Below are 20192 nucleotides of genomic sequence, written 5' to 3'. Positions count from 1 at the left end.
CATCCTGTTCAGAATGAACCTCTCGTATGACGCATTGTATTTTATGATTCGACAGTCACTGGAACAACTGCGATTTCAATTTCTTTCTCGACTTCTTCACGTTCCTCTTTCAAACGCTCATCTGACCATTTGAAGACATCGGCCATGCAGCGAAGGACGCCGTCTTTGTATTGACGGACGAAGTCGATGTCAAAGAACATCGCTCCCGTGCGACGAATCAAGAAGTCGATGGCACGAACGACCGATTCTTCCTCGATGCCGTACACCAACTGCGCATAGACGATTTCAGGAAGGTCATATGCGTTCGCGTCCATCCGTTCGATGACGCGGTCGATATTCGATCCGTATAAACGGACGAGTTCTTCTGCATGATTTGCGTCTAGACCATGATTTTGAAGTTCTTTCGTTTTCTTCTCAAGGAAATCTTTGAAGCCTTTCGATCCACCGACATGACCACCAGACATCGGCATATGCTTCGTCCGGCTTGCCAAGTAGACGACACCGTCTTCTTCTTTCAACAGTTTTGCGACGAGGTCGACGACCGTTTCTGACATCTTCCGATACCCGGTCAATTTACCACCGGCAATCGTGATCAAGCCGCTGTCCGACTGCCAGATTTCGTCTTTACGTGAAATTTCAGAAGGGTCTTTTCCTTCTTCATAAATCAACGGACGAATACCTGCCCAGCTCGACTCTACGTCATCCGCTGTGACATTGACGTCTGGGAACATATAGTGAATGGCTTCTAAAATATAATCGCGGTCTTCCGTCGTCATGCGTGGATGCGCTTTGTTTTTATCGAAGAACGTATCCGTCGTTCCGACGTATGCTTTATTGCCGCGTGGAATCGCAAAGACCATGCGTCCGTCTGGTGTATCGAAATAGATCGCTTGTTTGAGTGGGAATTTCGACTGGTCGATGACCAAGTGAATCCCTTTTGTTAGACGAAGCTGCTTCCCTTTTTTCGAGTTATCTTCTTCTCGTAACTCGTCGACCCATGGACCGGTCGCATTGATGATTTTCTTCGCATATACGTCATACGTCGACCCGTCAATCTGATCTTCGACGTGTACACCGGCCACTTTGCCGTTTTCGTAAATCAATCCTGTCACTTTCGCATAGTTCATTAGAAGCGCACCATGATTCGCTGCTTCTTTCGCCACTTCAATCGTCAATCGTGCATCATCTGTCCGGTACTCGACGTAATAGCCGCCTCCGACCAAGTCGTCTTTTTTCACGAGTGGTGCCTTTTTGATGACTTCATCTGGTTTGAGCATCATGCGACGCTCTGCACGTTTTACACCTGCGAGGAAGTCATACACCATGAGTCCGATTGATGTCGAGAATGGACCGAACGTGCCTCCCTTGTGCATCGGTAAGAGCATTTGCTCCGGCGTCGTGACGTGTGGACCATTCTCATATACGATGGCCCGCTCTTTCCCGACTTCTGCGACGAGCGCCACTTCGAATTGTTTCAAATAGCGGAGTCCCCCGTGAACAAGTTTCGTCGAACGGCTTGACGTCCCTGCTGCAAAGTCTTGCATCTCAAGAACGGCTGTCTTCATCCCACGCGACGACGCATCAAGCGCAATCCCCGCTCCGGTAATCCCTCCACCGACAACAAGAACGTCATGACGTTCACTTGTCAGTTGTTCATATCGTTTCGCTCGTTCTTTTGCTGAGAAATTTCTGATCTCCATCTTATTCCCTCCTATAGTAAGTACGGTTCAATGAATAGAAAAAGAGACCACAACAAAAATAAGGCTTCCCCCTTCTGTTGTGGTCTCTCTATTGTCTCGAACCGAATATCAACTTTTCTCCTGTATTATACCCTATTCTTTTGAGTTCAATCATCTCTTACGCTTGATCAATCTGCAATGTGTCGTTTCACAAGCATCCGACTCGCATTTTGCAATCGAGAAGCTTAGACTTCAAGGTATCATGTTGAAGGAGGATTTCAGATGAAACGTATGTTACAACCTTTTCAGTTTAAAAATGGCGTTGAAGTACCGAACCGCCTTGTATTGGCGCCGATGACGCACTACTCATCAGAACCAACGGGCGAAGTATCTGAGCACGAGCTCGCATATTATCGGAAACGTGCACAAAACGTCGGGCTCGCCATAACGGCTTGCGCGTACGTGACAGAAGACGGGAAAGGATTCCCGAACGCATTCGGGGTCAATGATGACAAATTCATCACAGGTCTTCGTCAATTGGCGGAAAGTTTAAAAGCAGAAGGCGCAAAAGCCATTCTTCAAATTTTCCACGCAGGACGTATGTCGCCACCTGAACTCGTCCCGAACGAACAACCAGTGAGCGCAAGTGCGGTCGCACCTGTTCGTGAAGGCGCCGTCACACCACGTGCGCTCGAGACGTCAGAAGTCGAAGCCATCATCGATGCGTTCGGTGAAGCGACTCGTCGCGCTATCGAAGCCGGGTTTGACGGAGTCGAGATTCACGGAGCGAACACATACTTGATTCAACAATTCTTCTCACCACACTCGAATCGCCGTGAAGATCGCTTCGGCGGTGATGTCCATGGTCGTTTGACGTTCCCACGCGAAGTCATTCGCCGTGTCAAAGAAGCCGCAGCAGATGCAGAAGACTTCTTAATCGGTTATCGCTTCTCACCAGAAGAGATTGAAGAGCCAGGAATCACACTTGATGACACAGATGTCCTGCTTGATATGATTTTAGAAGAAGGCGTCGATTATATTCACGCTTCTCTTTGGAACTTCAACACAGCTTCGATGCGTGACGAAAACGTCACAGAGCGTTCCATCGATCGGATTGCCAAACGGATCAACGGCGCTATCCCACTCATCGGGGTCGGACAGCTCCAACGTCCTGGGCAAGTGGAAGATGCACTCGACGTTGTCGACCTCGCCGCGCTCGGTCGCGAACTCATCATCGACCCAGAATGGCTCGAGAAGGTGAAAACAGACCGCGAAGACGAAATCGAGACAGAACTCGACTTGGATAAACAAGCCGAACTCGCCGTGCCAGCCCCACTCTGGAATGCAATCACGACTCGTGCCGGTTGGTTCCCGATTAAAGATCAAAAAGTAAAATAATGCTTCGTTGTACGACAGACACTTTTTATGTCTGTCGTTTTTTCATTTCCACGGACACATTTTGGACACATATTCGCCACATTTTTATTTGTTTTTCCTTCTAATTTTTATGTATTCCACTTTTCACATTTATCACACAATTTTAATCTAGTATTGACGATGCGTTGGGTCAGTCTGTTTGATTTTTTGTTGAAAGGGGCATTCTATCTTATGGCCGATCAACCAGTAGATTTTAATTTACACCATGAACAACACCGTCAGTACCAAAAACATTCTAAGCAAAGAACAGATGCATTTCGACAACAAAAACAGGCCATTCAGCAACAGATGCAAACTTCTTCTGAATCACATGAACGAGCACTTGCTAAAGAAATCGCGGAGCTAAAACAGCTAACGAAACGACATGCTTCTAAATAAGCATTCTTGATCGCTTCTACCCGCAAGGAAAGAAGTGAACCGTTATATGGAAAATCGAATCCGACAACAGTTTTTAACTCATCTCTCGAGAGAGATGAGACATTTCACAGACCAAAGCTATATAGACAATTTTTACGAACTGGATGAGCAAATTATACGAGCTCTTCAAAGTAATCAACTCCGTTTAGCCAATACACTGTTAGAGACATTGACACTTGATTTGTTAAAGCATCCTATGATTGATGAGTATCACGGAATTCGACTTTACTTTCGAGGACTCACCTATCATGTAAGTCGCCTTGTTCCTGCTTCCAATTTAAATGTTCAGACATCACTTTCATACACGAGTGCATTGCTGAAACTGGTCGATGAATTGCACACACCACTCGATTTCGTCTATGCGATCCCTGTCATTACTGAGTCATTGGCTAAGATGATGTCATTTATTTCACCACAAGTTTCTTCCGATCATCGCGTCTTGTCTGCCATTCAACTGATTGAAGAACACTTGACCGACTCTTCTTTATCTCTATCAAGTGTAGCGATTGGAGTTGGGTTGTCTAACAATTATTTATCTTCTTTGTTCAAGCAAGAGACGGGTGAAACAATTGCAGAACGCATTCGTAGACGTCGGATTGAGGCTTCGATGAACGATTTAATCGCGACCTCATCGCCCATTTGTTCCATAGCGAAATCGTATTGTTTCTCTTCATGTACAACGTTTATCAGTACATTTAAAGCATATAAAGACATGACTCCCCTACAGTATCGTCAATCACACCATAAGAAAAAACGTTGAGGTTCAGATCCTCAACGTTTTTTCGTTCCACTCTTCTCGTAACATGCCCATCCGAATCGAATCATAGCGCTTCCCGTTCACGACACGCACTTGACGGATTCGACCTTCGAGCTGCATTCCCACTTTTTCAGCGACTCGCATCATTCGCTCATTCCCGGACCACGTCGTCAAGCCGACACGGACGACAGGTAACGTCTCAAATAAATGCTCGCTCCATAAGCGAAGGGCACGCGTCCCGACTCCTCGATTCCAGCGGTCTGGCTGATGCAAGATGATGCCTATCTCGAGCCACTCTCGTCCGGCATCTTCAAAATAGTAAGAAACGGTCCCATATACCGTTCCATTCACTTCAATGACCCACATGTCTTCCTTCTGGATAAACGACCGTTCGATTTGCTGAAATTCCTCATAAGACATCGCCTTATGTTCAAAGTAAGGCGCATCCCATTGTTTCCATTCCGGTGTCGCCTCTCGATAAATCAATTCCCATAGTCGTGATAAGTCTTGCTCTTCAATCGGTCGAATGACCACTTCTTGATCTTGTCTCATCTTGTCTTCCTTTCTATATAGCGTCCTTACCTTATTCTTGCGTACCGTTTGAATCTCCTTTTTTCCGTTTGCGCCAAATGAACGCGAGAATCAACACGATCAAACTTGCCATGACTGAGACGATGGCAATCGGACTCGAGCCCGTCATAAACAATTGCCCAATCGAGACAGAATAAGCGAGTCCGAACGATGTGACGATTTTTGCGCCGAACGCAATCCCCGCAAAGCGCGGGAACGGAACGCGACTAAACCCTGCGGCCAGACAGATGACCTCATCCGGTAAAATCGGAATAATGAACAAGACGAGCAAGATGCCAAGACCATACTTTTCGACATATCGGTCATATGTCTTTAACTTCTCCTCATCGACCCAACGAATGATTCGCTCACGGCCGAATCGGGCCAGACCATACATGACAAAGATGCCAAGCGTGGTCGACACACTCCCGACTAAAGCGGCACGAAACGGTCCGAGAGCGACGCTCCCGATCGGCACACTGACCGCTTCCGGGACGGGTAACGCAATCGGTTGTAAAAAACTGAATGCTGCGAATACCCATACCGCTTGCCGTTCATACTGTTCTAATAGGCGATCCAACCCATATGTGTCATAAAGAACGAGTCCAAACGAGACATAATAGACGAGAACGAAGATCAAGAAGAGAGAGAACGTGATTTTCCACATCTGCTTCAAGATCATGTTGGAGCCGTCGCGAATCGACCGAAGGAGCCCGACTGAGAGCGCGAGTAAGACAACGCCTGTCCATCCAAGTTGGTACGGCAATAAGAGGGAAGGCAAGACGACGAACGGCAACAGACTGAGCGCGATAAGCCCCAGCCCATACCCTAGATAAATCGAATGTCGTTCTTTCATAAGCCATCGCCCTCTCCCCGTTCTACTTCTAGTGTACCCACAAAGTGAAGGTGATGTATCATGCCAAAGGCACCTTCCCTCTCATGCTTTTGGCGTAGAAAAAAGCCACAACCCGTAATGGGTCGTGGCTTTCAATTCATTATTCTCCAAGTGAAGCTTGGATGAAGTCATGGAATAGACGTTGTGGACGTTCTGGACGTGAGATGAGCTCAGGGTGGAACTGTGATGCCACGAACCACTTGTGTTCTGGAATCTCAATGATTTCCACAAGACGACCGTCTGGGCTCGTACCTGAGAACTTGAAGCCTTCTGCTTCGAACGCTTCACGATATTCGTTGTTGAACTCATAGCGGTGACGATGGCGCTCGTACACGAGCTCTTGATCGTAAGCCGCATGTGCTTTCGTCCCTTTTTCAAGTTTACATGGGTAGAGTCCGAGACGGAGTGTACCCCCAAGGTCTTCGATGTCCTTTTGTTCTGGAAGAAGGTCGATGATCGGATACGGAGTCGATGGATCGATTTCAGCCGTGTGCGCGCCGTCCAACTTCAAGACGTTACGGGCAAACTCGACCGTCGCGAGTTGCATCCCGAGACAGATCCCGAAGAATGGGACGTTGTTTTCACGAGCGAAACGTGTCGCTTCAATCTTCCCTTCGATTCCACGCTCACCGAATCCACCTGGGACGAGGATTCCGTCCGCATCGCCGAGGATGTCCGAGACGTTTTCAGTCGTCACGTCTTCCGCGTTGATCCAGTCGATGTCGATATCCGCATTGAACGCATAACCCGCATGTTTGAGTGCTTCCGCGACCGAGATATACGCATCACGCAATTCGACATATTTCCCGACGAGTGCGATTTTCACTTTCTTCTCAAGGTGTGTGACCGTGTGGACGAGTTCTTTCCACGCCGTCATGTCAGCAGCCGGTGAATTGAAACCGAAGTAGTCGTTGACGAGTTGGTCCATTCCTTGTTTTTGAAGGTTGAGTGGTACTTCATAAAGTGTCGATGCGTCTTGCGCCTCGATGACCGCCTCTTTGCGCGTATCACAGAAGAGTGCGATTTTCTCACGCATGTCTTCTGGGATATCGTGCTCAGTACGAAGGACGATGATGTCCGGTTGAATCCCGTAACTGCGAAGCTCTTTGACACTGTGCTGTGTCGGTTTTGTCTTCATTTCACCTGCGGCACGAAGGTAAGGAACGAGTGTACAGTGGACGTACATGACGTTCTCTTTCCCGATGTCATTCTTCACTTGGCGAATCGCTTCGATGAACGGAAGGGATTCGATATCCCCGACTGTTCCACCAATCTCCGTGATAACGACATCGGCGTTCGTCTCGCGTCCTGCACGGAAGACACGGTCTTTGATTTCGTTCGTGATATGAGGAATGACCTGAACCGTTCCACCGTTATAGTCTCCACGACGCTCTTTCTTCAAGACAGTCGAATAAATGCGCCCTGATGTGACGTTCGCGTTTTGCGACAAGTTGATGTCGATGAAACGCTCATAGTGTCCGAGGTCAAGGTCAGTCTCAGCACCATCATCTGTGACGAATACTTCTCCGTGTTGATATGGGCTCATCGTACCTGGGTCAATGTTGATGTATGGGTCAAACTTCTGAATCGTGACGTTGAGTCCTCGATTTTTGAGTAGACGCGCGAGTGAAGCTGCCGTGATCCCTTTACCGAGCGAAGATACTACCCCGCCTGTTACGAAAATGTACTTTGTCATGTTTCTTTCTCCTCTCTTGAATACCAACCATCGGGAAACGAAAAAACAAAAAAAGCAAAAGTGCCCCCGTGAATGGAGGACACTTTTGCTGCATCGTTACGTGCTAAACTAGCCCATGACTAATTTACGCCAGAGACGATACAGTCGTCAAGATATTATTTTTTCTTTTTTTCAAGTCGATGAAAACGACTAAAAAAGAAAAAGAGACACGCCTAGCCGGGCGCGATGCCCGGCTTTTTGCGGTCTCTTATAAATCATCCTCGTCTTCGAGATCGAGGTCGTCGTCCAAGTCATCGTCCTTGAAGTCGTCAAGGCCTTCTACTTTTTCTTCTTCGTCCTCATCGTCAAATTCAGATGAATCGTAATCTTCTACTTTTGCGAATACATCCAAGTCATCTTCGATATCGACGATGCCTTCGTCTGCTTCTTCAAACTCTTCTTCGAACTCGTCAAGCTCACCACGTTGACGTGCTTCGATGACGAGATCTTCATCCGACTTGTCGAATGGGTACCATACGCGAAGCGCCCAACGGTTTGCTCCCAAATTGACGAACAACCCGTCGATGTTCAAATCGGTGTAAAGTTGTGCGATTTTCTCGAGTTCTTCGTCTTCACTCGCAAACGTATAGTTTTGCTTGATTTTTTCGCGAATCTCATCAAAAGAAACAGGCTGCTCGCCAGTTTCTTGGAGAAGTTCATAAACGAAATCAATCAACGATTTATTCATTAAAGGACACTCCTTTTCCGTCACTAGTTAAACATCACTCCTCATTATAAACAAAAGCGATGTAAAAAAGCTAGAGGAAATTATGATTCATGTGATGTCTCGGTTTTAGTGCGGAACCAGTACAGACTGATCAATCCGATATTAAACACCCATGTCATCCCTAAGACACCAAACATCCACGCGCGTGGAATCTGGAACGACAATTCTTCGTTGACCGTTTGACCGACGTACAAACCATAACCGAGCAACCCAATCATTAAGAATGAATATGCCACGACCATGCCAAATCGTTTCCACAGCTGTAGCAGTAACGACGCGAACTCTTGGTTTTCCCCATACTGGTCAAACAAATACGTATGACTGACACTCGAATACATCGTCTGCGTATAACCACTGACAAACAATACCGGTATGAAAGCAAGTGGCTCGATAAAGCCAACGAAAAAGAAGAGCGAGGATAGGAACAAGACGATGTACGGATGGCGCGCAAAATCAAAGATGCGACTAAATAAAATCCAACCGATGACACCGGCTAAAAATGGAACGAACACATAAAAGATGAGAACTTGGAACGAATATAGAGCAAGACTGACAAAGACGGCTCCGATTAACGTCCAGCCACCGAACAACCCAATCACAAACGATAATAATTGAACCTGCCGGGTACGACTTGCGCCGATAAAATCACGAACCCGCTTTTGCAACAGTAACCAACCGACATAGACGAGCAAAATGATCATTAAGCCAAACACTTCGATATAGCCACGCGCCCCTTCTAAGAGACTAAGCAGGCGACTAATCAATGTAAAGACGGTGACCGCGATAAATGCAAGGAGAAAGGAACGCGTATCAAACTGCCATGTCGCAGATTTTTGGAGCGGTAACTTTCGTACGAACAGCCACGGCAAAATGAGACTCACTAGGAACAGGGCAATGGCAAGATTGTACGACTGCGTCAACGCATACGAGAACACCGCAATCCAACCGACTAACATAAGAACCAACGGCCACGAACTGCCACCCTCTTCTTTTGACTCCGAATCTTCTGCAGGCTTCAGCTCGTTCAATTGCGAGAGAATGGTCGTCATGATTGTACCGACCCCAATCGAGCCAACGCCGACCAAGAATGCGCTCCATTCAATGGCGCTGTCAAAGGGAAGCACAAAGCAAACGAGACCGACGACGAGCACAGACAAGGCAATGAGAAATGTATCCTTTGAACCCCGTCGTCCGATAACATACACCCACAATAAAAGACCTGACATGCTCGATACGTAAAAGATGAGGAATGGAATCAATCGTCCGACTCCTTCTTCGACTGCCATAATGGACAAAAACAAGATTTGCGGAAGAATTTGGCTACTCAGGGCACTGACAATCGTCAATAGGACAACCATGTTTTTCATGGGACACACTCCTTACATTGAGATTGGATATTCTGTCCTCAATCATCCTTTCCCAGTTCCATTCGTCTATGAACCTTTTTCACAACACATTAACTTCTCAGTTTCTTCAATCTTTTGCCGATATAGAAGAGAACATTAATTTAGATATAAAAGAGAAGGAGAACAATACATGGCACTTTTTCGCAAGACAACATCCAATCACTTCGTCGCAACTACCGGTTTTCCTGAAATCCAAACAATCGCTAAACCAGCTGACTCGAGTTTGAGCGGACGTGCTCACTATATGGGGTATACGGCCTCTCAAGTAAAACGACTGCAAGATATGGCTCCACTCGTCGAGTCAGTACTTGACGATGTACTAGAAAACGTACTCGACCACTTGATGCTTCAACCCGAAATGGTTCGAATCGCAAACGCCTCATCAACGAGAGAGCGTTTGAAAAACGTATTCGCCGATTATTTCCGTAGTTTATTGACCGGGAACATCGATGACAAATTTTTAGCGATGCGGAAACGGATGGGGCAAACGCACCACCACTTCGCGGTCCCTGTCGTCTGGTTCCTCGCGACATATTCTGCTTTTAACACACTCCTCGTGCCGAAAGTCGTCGAGACGTATCAACATGACCCGGCTACTTTGACAGAATCTCTTTTGGCGTTATCGCACGCGATGAACTTAGATGCGCAAATCGTCACCGAACAATACGTCAATGCCCGTCTCGACGAACTCGAGTCTGCGAACCAATCCCGTGCCGCGCTTTTAAGCGATGTCTCACGCGTCAGTTCAGAAGTCGCCACCACGATGGAGCAAACGGGACAAGCGATGTCTGAAACGAGTGATCGCGCGCACCAAGTTCTTGCGGAAACCGAGCAAACGGAAAAGATGAGCCGTCATTTGATGACGTTGACGCACACGAACGGCGAACAAATCGAACAGATGGAAGTCGAATTCAAACAGTCGGCCACCTACGTCGACACTTCGCTCGATCGCATCACCGCTCTAAAAAATGGTTCTCAAGAAATCGTCAGCATGACTAAGAGCATCGAACAAATCGCCAACCAAACGAACTTGCTCGCCTTGAACGCCTCGATTGAAGCAGCTCGTGCAGGAGAACACGGCAAAGGATTCGCCGTCGTCGCCACCGAAGTACGCACACTGGCGGAAAACGCGAAACAACTGAGCAGTCAAATCAATGTACTCATTCATGAAAACGAGACGAATATTGCAGCACTCCTCGATCAAATGGGACAAATGCATCAAACGAATGATGAAGCGATGCGTCAACTGAATGCCGTCAAATCTGGTTTTTCGACCGTTCAAGAAGAGATGGGTCAATACGTCCTTTCCTTCGAACGAAATAAACAAGACCTCAGTCAGATGGTTGAGACCATTTCATCGATCAACGAGACGACACAAGGGTTATCTCACTTGACCTCTTCCCTACTATCGACCTCTGAGATGCAGTAAACAAACAAGGCACGGTCCGCGGACCGTGCCTTTCTGTATTATTGTACAACCGGTTCTGGTATCTCGATGGCTTTCAGCGAGCGATCGAGCAATTCGACGACGTCAAACGTGCCGACCGTCTCATCGACTTCTTTCGCCTTCGTTCCATCAGACAACATCGTCAAGCAGTACGGACACGCCGAACCGATGACGGTCGGTTTCGTCTCAAGCAGTTGTTCCGTCCGAGCCACGTTGACACGTGTCCCGACTTTTTCTTCCTGCCACATGAGACCTCCACCCGCTCCACAGCACATACCGTTTTCACGGTTACGTGTCGCTTCGACGAGTTCGACACCCGGTATGCGTTCGAGGACGAATCGCGGTGCGTCATAAATGCCATTGTAACGACCGAGGTAGCAAGAATCGTGGTAAACGACACGCTCATTCACTTGAAGATCCGGTTGGATGCGACCTGTGTCGAGCAACTCGGCGAGCAACTCCGTATGGTGATACACTTTCACACCATCGAGTCCAAAGTCTGGATACTCATTTTTAAATGTGTTGTATGCGTGTGGGTCGACTGTGACGATTTTCGTCACCCCATACTTCTCAAACAATTTGATGTTTGCTTCGGCGAGTTCTTGGAAGAGCAACTCGTTCCCGATTCGACGTGGTGTGTCTCCTGAGTTTTTCTCTTCATTGCCGAGAATAGCGAATGAGACGCCCGCCTTGTTCAACACGCTCGCAAAGCTTTGCGCGACTTTTTGGCTACGGCTGTCGTATGAACCCATCGCACCGACCCAGAAGAGATATTCGAATTCTTCGCCTGCTTTTTTCTTCTCTTTCGCTGTCGGGATGATGAGTTCTGTATCCTTACGCCAGTTCTCGCGTTCTTTCCGGTTCATTCCCCACGGGTTTCCTTGACGCTCGATGTTTGCGACCGTGCGCTGTGCCTCAGGGTCCATCTTCCCTTCCATCATGACGAGGTAACGACGAAGATCGATGATTTTATCGACGTGTTCGTTCATGACCGGACATTGGTCTTCACAGTTGCGGCAAGTCGTACACGCCCAGATTTCTTCTTCCGTGATGACGTTCCCGATCAACTCGTCTGCGACGAGCATGTGACCTTCTTGCGCCGCAGCTGCAATCTCGGCGCCTTGCGTGTTTTGGAACATAAGCGCTGGTGCCCAAGGTGATTTTCTTGTGACCGCCGCACCTTTCATATTCATATGGTCGCGTAGTTTGACGATCAAGTCCATCGGCGACAACATCTTACCCGTACCGGTTGCCGGACACACATTCGTACAACGTCCACACTCAACACAAGCGTACAAGTCGACGAGCTGCTTCTGGTTAAAGTCTTCAATCTTGTTGACCCCAAACACAATCTCTTCATCTGACTCTTCCGCTTCTTCCATCGCCGAAAAATCAACAGGTGCCAAGCGACCGACTTTGTGCGTGCGCCCGAGCCAGACGTTGAGTGTTCCAGCAATCAAGTGCGCGTGCTTTCCTTGTGGGATGTAGACCATGAAACTGAGCAAGAACAAGAGGTGCATCCACCAAAAGACGACGAACAATGCGAAAGCGACCGACCCAGGTACCCAAGCAAACGCTGAACCGATGAGTGTTGCGACCGGCTCACCCCACATCGGAAGCTCTTCTTTATAGACGAGGTAAAACCCGTTCCCGAACAAGACGGAAACCATCAACCCGCCGATGAAGATGAGGGCAAGACCAGCTAAAAAGTTTCGTTTTAAGCGCACGAGCTTCTCGACGTAACGACGGTAGAATCCCCAAACGACCGCGACGAGAATCATGAGCATGACGATTTCTTGCATGAACGTGAAGATTGGATAGAGCGGACCGAGCGGGATGTGCGGGAAACGTGTTCCGACCGCTAGTCCTTTCCAAATAAAATCAATCGCCCCGAATTGGACGAGGATGAAGCCATAAAACATCATGACGTGAATTGCGCCACTCTTCTTATCCTTCAACAATTTTTTTTGACCGAACACGTTGATCATGACCTGTTCGAGTCGTTCTTTGTTCGTTTGGCTCCATTCTGCCTTCTTCCCGAGCTTGATGAATGTATAGCGCTGATGAACCAGCGTAGCGAATAAATACACACCATAGCCGAGGACGAGCAAGAATAGAATCCAGTTGACGATTAAAAATGTAGACATCCCCAAAACTCCCCCTTATGAAAACGGATTCAATCTTGAATTCAGTATATCAAATGATGAATGAACAGTCATTCATTTTTGTGAAGTTCTCGTCAGAAGTTTAGAAGATGTTTCAAGATGAGCAATAATCCACCATAACTGCACACGGCCAAAACGAATGTTCGAAAGTGTAGATTTCGGTCGGACGGCAGTTCAAACTTCACGATATTGAGAATCATCGCCCCGGCTACGAACGCAAAACAGAGTGCTTCGACGTGTGGGGCCAAGTCAATCCAACGCGAAACGAAACCTCCGAATAAAATCCCGCCGCTCAACAAATATCGTCCCTGTCGCATATAGCGTTCGCCATAGTGGCGGTTCAAGTCATGCCCGAGCGCCAAGAAGTGCACACCGAGTGCCGTCGCATAGAAGCTTCTCGAGACGAACGTCACCGAGTCGGCTGTCACCACATACGCTGAAAATGTCATGTACGCCGTGAGAAGCGTCACCTGGAGCCAATACGAAACGGCCCGATCGACCGCCTCATCTTGGAAGTGAGGGGTTCGAACGAACCGCATCGTACCGTAGAACAGCGTGAACCCAATGAGACTGACGATGTAAATCTCTGACGGCAAGGCCAGGTTCAACCAATCGACACGAAGCGTGTCCTGGCGTTTATTCAGGGAGGGCAAAAGATACATGAAGAAATACGTGATGGCGATTCCGCTCGAGAATGAGAACCATTTCTTAGAGGGCACGGTCTCTTCCCGAAACAAATAAATGCCGAAGAAATTAATCAACGCCAAATAGATGATGATCCAGTTCGCCATCTCATCTTCATCCTCTCAAGTCAATCCAAAACCGTTCGACGATCGTCCCATCTTCTTCCGTATATGGTGTGTCCGCGACACCCCCGTTGTTTAAAATGACTTGACGGGAAGCGACGTTTGTCCGATTACACGTAATGAGTGCACGCTCGATTCCAAGCTCTTTCACTTTCTCAAGCGCAAGTTTTAGTTGAAGTGTGGCGAGTCCTCGCCCACGCGCGCTCGGTTTCACCCCGTATCCGACATGGCCACCGATTTTTAAGAGTGATTCGTTCAACTCGTGACGAATGTTCGCCGCGCCTAAAAGCTCTTCGCCGTCCGTGAGCCAATACGTCGTACTCGGGACCCAGCCTTCCTCTATATTCTCACGTAACTCTTTCTGACGTAACGTGTTGACGTATGCCTCGAAGTCCGTCGTTTCACGGTCGACTGAGGTCGGAACGATTCGCTCATCTCGTTCGTACCATTCCTGTAAAAATGAAAGAATCTGTTCTTTTTGTTCGACAGATGTTTTGATTAGTCTTAACACCACAATTCCCCCTTTACCCATTTCCATTCGCGTTCTCTGATTGATTTCCTTGTTCCTTCATCTTAGAGAACAGATCATCGAATAAAAATGGACGTCCTGTTCGAATCTTGTCCCCCTTTCAGGCATGAAAAAAAGTGCCATCCTGTTCAGATGACACTTTTGATATACTTACTCTTCGAGTCCGAGACGTTGTGGCATGTGTGGAGCGAGTTGTCTCGCTTCCTCCAACCGTCCTGCTTCGACGAGCGTGTGGAAATGTAAAAACTGTTCGTGCGATGCATCGCTGATGGCTGCCAAGTAATCGACGTACCGATCGTAGACCGCTTTGTCTTCTGGGCGTGCCTCAATGAGTGCGATATACAGGCGAACGGTGTCCTCTCCGTATAGGAGCGGGAACTCATCGTTCAATTGAAGCAGTTTATCGACTGAATTGACATCGACACCGTTCTCCTGGTCATAATGTGTGATGACTTGTTCGGCATGATCTTCGAGGCGACCTCGCCACTCTTCATACTCTTCTTCGTTCGTTTCAAGCATCTCAAACCAGTCTTCATTCAACATCTCTTCAATCTTGTTTACGCGTTCTGTAAAGTTCATGCGCCCTCTCCTCCTTCAAATGTCCATGTGACATGTACTTCGTATATACCTACATCTTCTTCATTCATGGACAATTCGTATACGAACGTACACGATTCTTCTGACACATCGAGGCGTGATGTCGTCGTCGCCATCGTCATCGACATATAGGCATTCTTATATAAGCTTTGCGTGAAGCGACCTTCGATGAAGGAATGGTTCATCTCAATCGGTCCTTTACAGATGAGCGCCAATCGTTCCGGGGTGTACTTGATTGTCGTCGGGACTGGTCCGTCCTCTTGTTGTTGGTCAAACATTAAAATAAAGCCAGTCTTCAATGGATAGTATATGCCGTCAGCCGATAGTTCGATTGGCTCCGGGATGTCACTCATCCGTGTTGTTTGCTGGACACGCACGCGAAGTGGTTCAATCGCCATGCTCATCCCCCTTTCCGTCAACTCATCGTACCATATCTAGTAGGAGTCGTTCTATCGACGGTGCTTCGTTTTGACATAGACGAGATGGTCTACCCACTCATCATTCTCATAGATGAATCCTTCTCTCGTGCACTCGTAAGACATGCCGACACGTTCCGCGAGACGAACAGACGCCTCATTGTCGAGATTGATATGTGCCTCGATCCGTTGAAAGTTCAAGTCGTCAAAAGCGATGCGCATCGCTAGGTCGACTGCTTCGGTGCCATACCCCTGACCCCAATGCTGATTATGAATCGTATACCCGACCCTTCCCCATTGAAACGCATCTCGCGCAAGAGTAGAAAAATCTACCATACCAAGGTGTGTCCCATCGTCGAGTCGGAAAACGGCGAAGACATGTGCCTGGTCTTCAAGCGCAAGTGACTGATGATTGTCGACTAGCTGGTCAAACCAAACGGACGTACAGTCGCTCATGTTTAATTTCCCAGGATCATACTCATGTTGCGAAACAAGACGATTTGTGAAGCCACTTAACCATGCGGCATAATCCTGCTTCTCTAACGGTCGTACGATGATTCGACTTGTGTTTCGTTGATGAGTAAATCGGTTCAACCTCTCATACCTCCCTCCTATTGCTTTTATACAGTCAGAAAAACTTCTTCCATTTTCCTTCCGAAATCACATCGACCTTCCCTTCATTTACACGAATCGCGGTCTCGTCGTCGATCGCATAAGCGGGTGCCTGTAACGCTTCCGCCCATTCTGCCGCATCTCGTGACGTATTCTCCGGTAACATCTCGTGGTCGAGGTGTGGAAAAATCGAGAAGTCAACAAACCCTAACGTCTCATCGCTCTGCTCATCAGATGAACGCCATCCGACAAATGCTTCTCCGATTCGTGGCGTCATCACCATGCTACCTGCGCTCAATCCAACATAGACACCTTCCCAAGATGGGAGTAATGCCTCCACCCCGGACTGTTTCATCCAGTGATGTAAAAACAGCGGATCGCCACCATTCACCAATAACACGTCCGCCCGTTCAAATGTCGGTCTCCATACCGATTCATCGATGCTCGGGAGCGCGCTCAGTTCGAGCACCCCGATCGACTTCCAACCCAACTCACACATTGGTGTCGAGAAATCCCCCTTGAAAAAGTTCCATGCGTGCTGCGTTCCCCCGTTCAACGCATAGATGGCTGTCGGGATACAAAGTGCCGTACACTCTTCAATTGGCTTGTCCAATAACTCCAAAAGTGCCTGCTTGATGCTTTCATTTTTGATGCCTGCGGAAGTCAGCAATAGTTTCATTTTGATTTTCCCTCTCCGTGAATCCCTTTAAAGCATTCTCATCCTTCCTTGTCATCTCCTTTATTCGCACAAAAAGACCGTAGACGAATTTTCGCCCACGGCCTTGGAGTCCTGAAAAATTAGCTCATTTTATATACGCGACCTTCGAACGGCTTCAAGTGAAGGAGCGTCGATTCAACATCGCCTTCAATCGGCATGTTGCTCAAGACGACATCTTTTGCACGAAGTGTCTGGTCCATATCAAACATCGTCTCTTTCGCCGTCAAGTTCGTGACGACAAGGTACTGCGTGTCACCGAGCGTACGCGTATACGCATAGACTTCCGGGTGATCCGGTAAGACGACATCATACGCCCCGTATACAAACGTCTCATCGTCTTTACGAAGTTGAATCATCTCTTTATAGAAGTTAAAGATGGAGTCCTCATCTTCAAGCTGTGATTCGACGTTAATGTCCGTATAGTTCGGGTTGATGCCGACCCAAGGTTTCTCTGCGAACGTGAAACCGGCATTCGGAGCATCACTCCATTGCATCGGTGTGCGGGTGTTATCGCGTGATGAGTTCCACGTGATGCGCATCATCTCGTCATGACTCTTCCCTTGCTCGACACCGATATAGTAGCGATTGCGTGTCGCGATGTCGTCATATTGGTCGATTGAATCGAACTTGACGTTCGTCATCCCGATTTCTTGACCTTGATAGATGAACGGCGTTCCTTGCATGAGGAAGTACATCATCGCAATCGATTTCGCGCTCTCTTTCCAGTAACGCTCGTCGTCTCCCCATTTCGAGACAGTACGTGTCTGGTCATGGTTTTCAACGTAAAGTGCGTTCCATCCGTCGGCTTCGAGACCCTTTTGCCATTTCGTCAACACGTTTTTCAAGTGGACGACATCAAGTTTCGAATCAGCATCTTCACTCCAAAGGTCCATGTGTTCGAATTGGAAGACCATGTTCATCTTCCCTTCTTTTTCACCGACCCAAAGGTGTGCATCGTCAGGTGATACACCGTTCGCTTCACCGACTGTCATGATGTCATGTTTATTGAACGTCTCGTCACGAAGTTCTTCTAAATAATCGTGAATCCCATCTACGTTCATGTGCATCTCGAACGAAGGTACGAAATCGAGGTCGTTCGGGTTCGGTAAGTCGGCGAACGTCGGGTTTTTCCGAATATGGCTGATCGCATCCACGCGGAACCCGTCGATTCCTTTTTCAAGCCACCAGTTGATCATGTCGTACACAGCTGTGCGCATCTCAGGATTTTCCCAGTTGAGGTCCGGTTGTTTCTTCGAGAAGACGTGCAAGTAGTATTGCTCCGTCGCTTCATCGAATTCCCAAGCCGAGCCGCCAAAGATTGACTCCCAGTTGTTCGGCTTCGATCCGTCCGGTTTGCCGTCACGCCAGATGTACCAGTCCCGTTTCGGATTGTCTTTAGAGCTCTTCGATTCAATGAACCAAGGGTGCTCATCCGACGTATGGTTGACGACGAGGTCGAGCAACAGTTTCATACCGCGCTGATGCACCTCGTCCAATAAACGGTCGAAGTCTTCCATCGTACCGAATTCGTCCATGATGTCTTGATAGTCACTAATGTCATAACCGTTATCATCGTTTGGCGATTTGTACATCGGGCAAATCCAGATGACGTCAATGCCAAGGTCTTTCAAATAGTCGAGCTTATCAATGATTCCTTGAATGTCTCCGATTCCGTCTCCGTTCGCGTCATAAAAGCTACGCGGGTAAATTTGATAGGCGACGGCTTCTTTCCACCAGTTGCGTTTAAGCGTTTGTGTTTGTTGTTCTCGTTGTAAAAGTTGCATGTGATCTAGATACTCCTTATCCCAAAACTCACTGCTCATCATATATAATCATCTTATTCGTGCTGTGAACTTTATATCATTAGCGCAATCGTTTGCACGATGCAATAAATTTATCTTACCAAAAAACATTCGATGATACAAAGATGTTTCATCAGCATACTCAACGTGTACCCTACACGATTTTGAAAAGAAATGAAAGCGAGGTGCTTCATCATGTTTCGATTCGCTACACTTGATGATTTTTCTGCCATCGACCAATTGATTGTAAGGAAAGCGAAAGAGTTTCAGGCAGCCGGGAAGTCGCAATGGGTCAAATATTTAGAGCCGAGTCGCTCGGATTATGTGCGACACGATTTAACGAAAGGGACTGTGTTTGTGTATGAACGTGACCACCAAGTCGTCGGTGCGGTCAGTCTGATTCCACCGACCGATTGGGATCATAATCTATGGAATGACGCGGACGGTGCCGTCTATTTGCACCGACTCGTCACGGACTCGAGCATCAAAGGAGAACGGATTGGAGAGCGTTTGATGGAATATGCACTCTCCCACACTGCTTCGACCGTTCGATTGGATTGCGTCGCAGACAACACGTTCTTGAATGGGTACTATCCTCAATTCGGCTTCCGCTATATCGGAGAACGGAACGGATTTTCATTGTTTGAAAAACAGGCTTGACTTTGACGTGACGTCAACCTTTACGCTTGTTCTAAGGAGGTGAAGGGATGTATACGATTCAACAACTTGCGTCACTCGCCGGAACGACAACACGGACGCTTCGCCATTACGACTCGATTGGATTGCTCGTCCCCATGCGTGACGACAATGGCTACCGCCGTTATACGTCACGTGATGCCGAGCGTCTACAGCTTATCTTACTGTATCGAACACTAGACGTTCCGCTCGATCAAATCGGACAGTTGCTCGATGCATCGGCGTTTGATCGAGTCGAAGTATTGAACGAACATGTCGAGGCGTTGCAACAAAAAGCAGCCTACTTCGCCCAGCTCGCGGAGACGGCGAAAACGACCCTCACCTCACTCAAAGGAGGGATTCCAATGGAAGACATGTCATTATTCGAGGGATTATCTTATGAAGAGATTCAAGCACATGAGTCAAAACATCAAGACGAGGTAATTGAGCGTTGGGGAGACAGTTCCGCTTACGAAACTGCGCAAGAACGAGCTGCGAAGCGCTCGAAAGCAGACTGGGAACGTATGAATCAGATGCAACTCGATTTGATTGCACCACTCGTCGATTTGTTTCGTTCACAAGTCGCAATTGAAGATGACCGCGTTCAATCGGTCGTCAGAGACAATCATCTGTTCATCCACACTCACTTTTATGATTGCTCGCTCGACATGTTCAGCGGACTCGGACAGATGTATGTAGCGGATGAGCGATTCACCGCCTATTATGACCGCTTCGAACCAGGTCTTGCATCGTATTATAACGATGCCATCCAATATTATTGTATCGCCAACAGTTAAGTCCA

The 20192-nt window shown here is 47.8% G+C and carries 20 protein-coding genes; 6 read left to right on the top strand and 14 right to left on the bottom strand.

Features of this window, described 5'->3' with window-relative positions:
• Nucleotides 1-41: 41 nt before the first annotated feature.
• Nucleotides 42-1700, bottom strand: a complete 1659-nt coding sequence (locus KNO85_RS01235; protein WP_214786243.1) for a glycerol-3-phosphate dehydrogenase/oxidase — start codon at nucleotides 1698-1700, stop codon at nucleotides 42-44.
• Nucleotides 1701-1961: 261 nt separating this feature from the next.
• Here KNO85_RS01235 and KNO85_RS01230 point away from each other — a divergent pair, with 261 nt between their 5' ends.
• The 3 genes from KNO85_RS01230 to KNO85_RS01220 all read left to right on the top strand — a co-directional run bounded on the left by KNO85_RS01230 (nucleotide 1962) and on the right by KNO85_RS01220 (nucleotide 4293).
• Entirely contained in the window at nucleotides 1962-3077 is a 1116-nt protein-coding gene (locus KNO85_RS01230) for an NADH-dependent flavin oxidoreductase (protein WP_214786241.1), read from the top strand.
• Between the two features lie 210 nt (nucleotides 3078-3287).
• Nucleotides 3288-3494 carry a hypothetical protein gene (locus tag KNO85_RS01225; RefSeq protein WP_214786239.1) on the top strand — a complete coding sequence of 69 codons (207 nt, stop codon included), beginning with the start codon at nucleotides 3288-3290 and terminating at the stop codon, nucleotides 3492-3494.
• 46 nt (nucleotides 3495-3540) lie between these two features.
• Nucleotides 3541-4293 (top strand): helix-turn-helix transcriptional regulator, encoded by a 753-nt coding sequence (locus tag KNO85_RS01220; protein ID WP_214786237.1) that lies wholly within the window; start codon nucleotides 3541-3543, stop codon nucleotides 4291-4293.
• Between the two features lie 3 nt (nucleotides 4294-4296).
• On the opposite strand, the gene KNO85_RS01215 is transcribed toward KNO85_RS01220, so the two are convergent.
• The 5 genes from KNO85_RS01215 to KNO85_RS01195 form a co-directional block, all read right to left on the bottom strand.
• Complete coding sequence (locus KNO85_RS01215; RefSeq protein ID WP_214786235.1) at nucleotides 4297-4842, bottom strand: GNAT family N-acetyltransferase; 546 nt, start codon at nucleotides 4840-4842, stop codon at nucleotides 4297-4299.
• Nucleotides 4843-4873: 31 nt separating this feature from the next.
• On the bottom strand, nucleotides 4874-5716 hold the full coding sequence (locus tag KNO85_RS01210) for a TVP38/TMEM64 family protein (RefSeq protein WP_214786233.1): 843 nt from the start codon (nucleotides 5714-5716) through the stop codon (nucleotides 4874-4876).
• Between the two features lie 139 nt (nucleotides 5717-5855).
• Nucleotides 5856-7451, bottom strand: coding sequence for a CTP synthase (locus tag KNO85_RS01205; protein ID WP_214786231.1), 1596 nt, complete (start codon nucleotides 7449-7451; stop codon nucleotides 5856-5858).
• A gap of 247 nt (nucleotides 7452-7698) precedes the next feature.
• On the bottom strand, nucleotides 7699-8178 hold the full coding sequence (gene rpoE, locus KNO85_RS01200) for a DNA-directed RNA polymerase subunit delta (RefSeq protein ID WP_214786229.1): 480 nt from the start codon (nucleotides 8176-8178) through the stop codon (nucleotides 7699-7701).
• 80 nt (nucleotides 8179-8258) lie between these two features.
• Nucleotides 8259-9584, bottom strand: a complete 1326-nt coding sequence (locus tag KNO85_RS01195; protein ID WP_214786227.1) for a hypothetical protein — start codon at nucleotides 9582-9584, stop codon at nucleotides 8259-8261.
• Between the two features lie 169 nt (nucleotides 9585-9753).
• Here KNO85_RS01195 and KNO85_RS01190 point away from each other — a divergent pair, with 169 nt between their 5' ends.
• Nucleotides 9754-11052, top strand: a complete 1299-nt coding sequence (locus KNO85_RS01190) for a methyl-accepting chemotaxis protein (RefSeq protein WP_214786225.1) — start codon at nucleotides 9754-9756, stop codon at nucleotides 11050-11052.
• A 38-nt stretch (nucleotides 11053-11090) separates the two neighbouring features.
• Here KNO85_RS01190 and KNO85_RS01185 read toward each other — a convergent pair whose 3' ends face one another.
• The 8 genes from KNO85_RS01185 to KNO85_RS01150 all read right to left on the bottom strand — a co-directional run bounded on the left by KNO85_RS01185 (nucleotide 11091) and on the right by KNO85_RS01150 (nucleotide 18697).
• Entirely contained in the window at nucleotides 11091-13217 is a 2127-nt protein-coding gene (locus tag KNO85_RS01185) for a (Fe-S)-binding protein (protein WP_214786223.1), read from the bottom strand.
• Nucleotides 13218-13309: 92 nt separating this feature from the next.
• A complete protein-coding gene (locus KNO85_RS01180; protein WP_214786221.1) occupies nucleotides 13310-14026 on the bottom strand; it encodes a hypothetical protein in 717 nt (238 codons plus the stop codon).
• 7 nt (nucleotides 14027-14033) lie between these two features.
• Nucleotides 14034-14552, bottom strand: coding sequence for a GNAT family N-acetyltransferase (locus tag KNO85_RS01175; RefSeq protein WP_214786219.1), 519 nt, complete (start codon nucleotides 14550-14552; stop codon nucleotides 14034-14036).
• Between the two features lie 168 nt (nucleotides 14553-14720).
• Complete coding sequence (locus tag KNO85_RS01170; protein ID WP_214786218.1) at nucleotides 14721-15149, bottom strand: hypothetical protein; 429 nt, start codon at nucleotides 15147-15149, stop codon at nucleotides 14721-14723.
• Complete coding sequence (locus KNO85_RS01165; RefSeq protein ID WP_214786216.1) at nucleotides 15146-15565, bottom strand: YwiB family protein; 420 nt, start codon at nucleotides 15563-15565, stop codon at nucleotides 15146-15148. The genes KNO85_RS01170 and KNO85_RS01165 overlap by 4 nt, the downstream gene beginning before the upstream one ends.
• Nucleotides 15566-15616: 51 nt before the next feature.
• Entirely contained in the window at nucleotides 15617-16177 is a 561-nt protein-coding gene (locus tag KNO85_RS01160) for a GNAT family N-acetyltransferase (protein ID WP_214786214.1), read from the bottom strand.
• 34 nt (nucleotides 16178-16211) lie between these two features.
• Complete coding sequence (locus KNO85_RS01155) at nucleotides 16212-16874, bottom strand: Type 1 glutamine amidotransferase-like domain-containing protein (protein WP_214786212.1); 663 nt, start codon at nucleotides 16872-16874, stop codon at nucleotides 16212-16214.
• A 119-nt stretch (nucleotides 16875-16993) separates the two neighbouring features.
• Complete coding sequence (locus KNO85_RS01150; RefSeq protein WP_214786210.1) at nucleotides 16994-18697, bottom strand: glycoside hydrolase family 13 protein; 1704 nt, start codon at nucleotides 18695-18697, stop codon at nucleotides 16994-16996.
• Nucleotides 18698-18910: 213 nt separating this feature from the next.
• Between KNO85_RS01150 and KNO85_RS01145 the strand changes: the two genes are divergently transcribed.
• A complete protein-coding gene (locus KNO85_RS01145; protein ID WP_214786208.1) occupies nucleotides 18911-19375 on the top strand; it encodes a GNAT family N-acetyltransferase in 465 nt (154 codons plus the stop codon).
• A gap of 47 nt (nucleotides 19376-19422) precedes the next feature.
• Nucleotides 19423-20187, top strand: a complete 765-nt coding sequence (locus KNO85_RS01140) for a MerR family transcriptional regulator (RefSeq protein ID WP_214786206.1) — start codon at nucleotides 19423-19425, stop codon at nucleotides 20185-20187.
• Nucleotides 20188-20192 lie beyond the last annotated feature (5 nt).

The sequence above is a fragment of the Exiguobacterium sp. s124 genome (assembly GCF_018617485.1).
Taxonomy (GTDB): domain Bacteria; phylum Bacillota; class Bacilli; order Exiguobacteriales; family Exiguobacteriaceae; genus Exiguobacterium; species Exiguobacterium aestuarii.
This window is presented reverse-complemented; position numbering and strand designations above follow the sequence as displayed.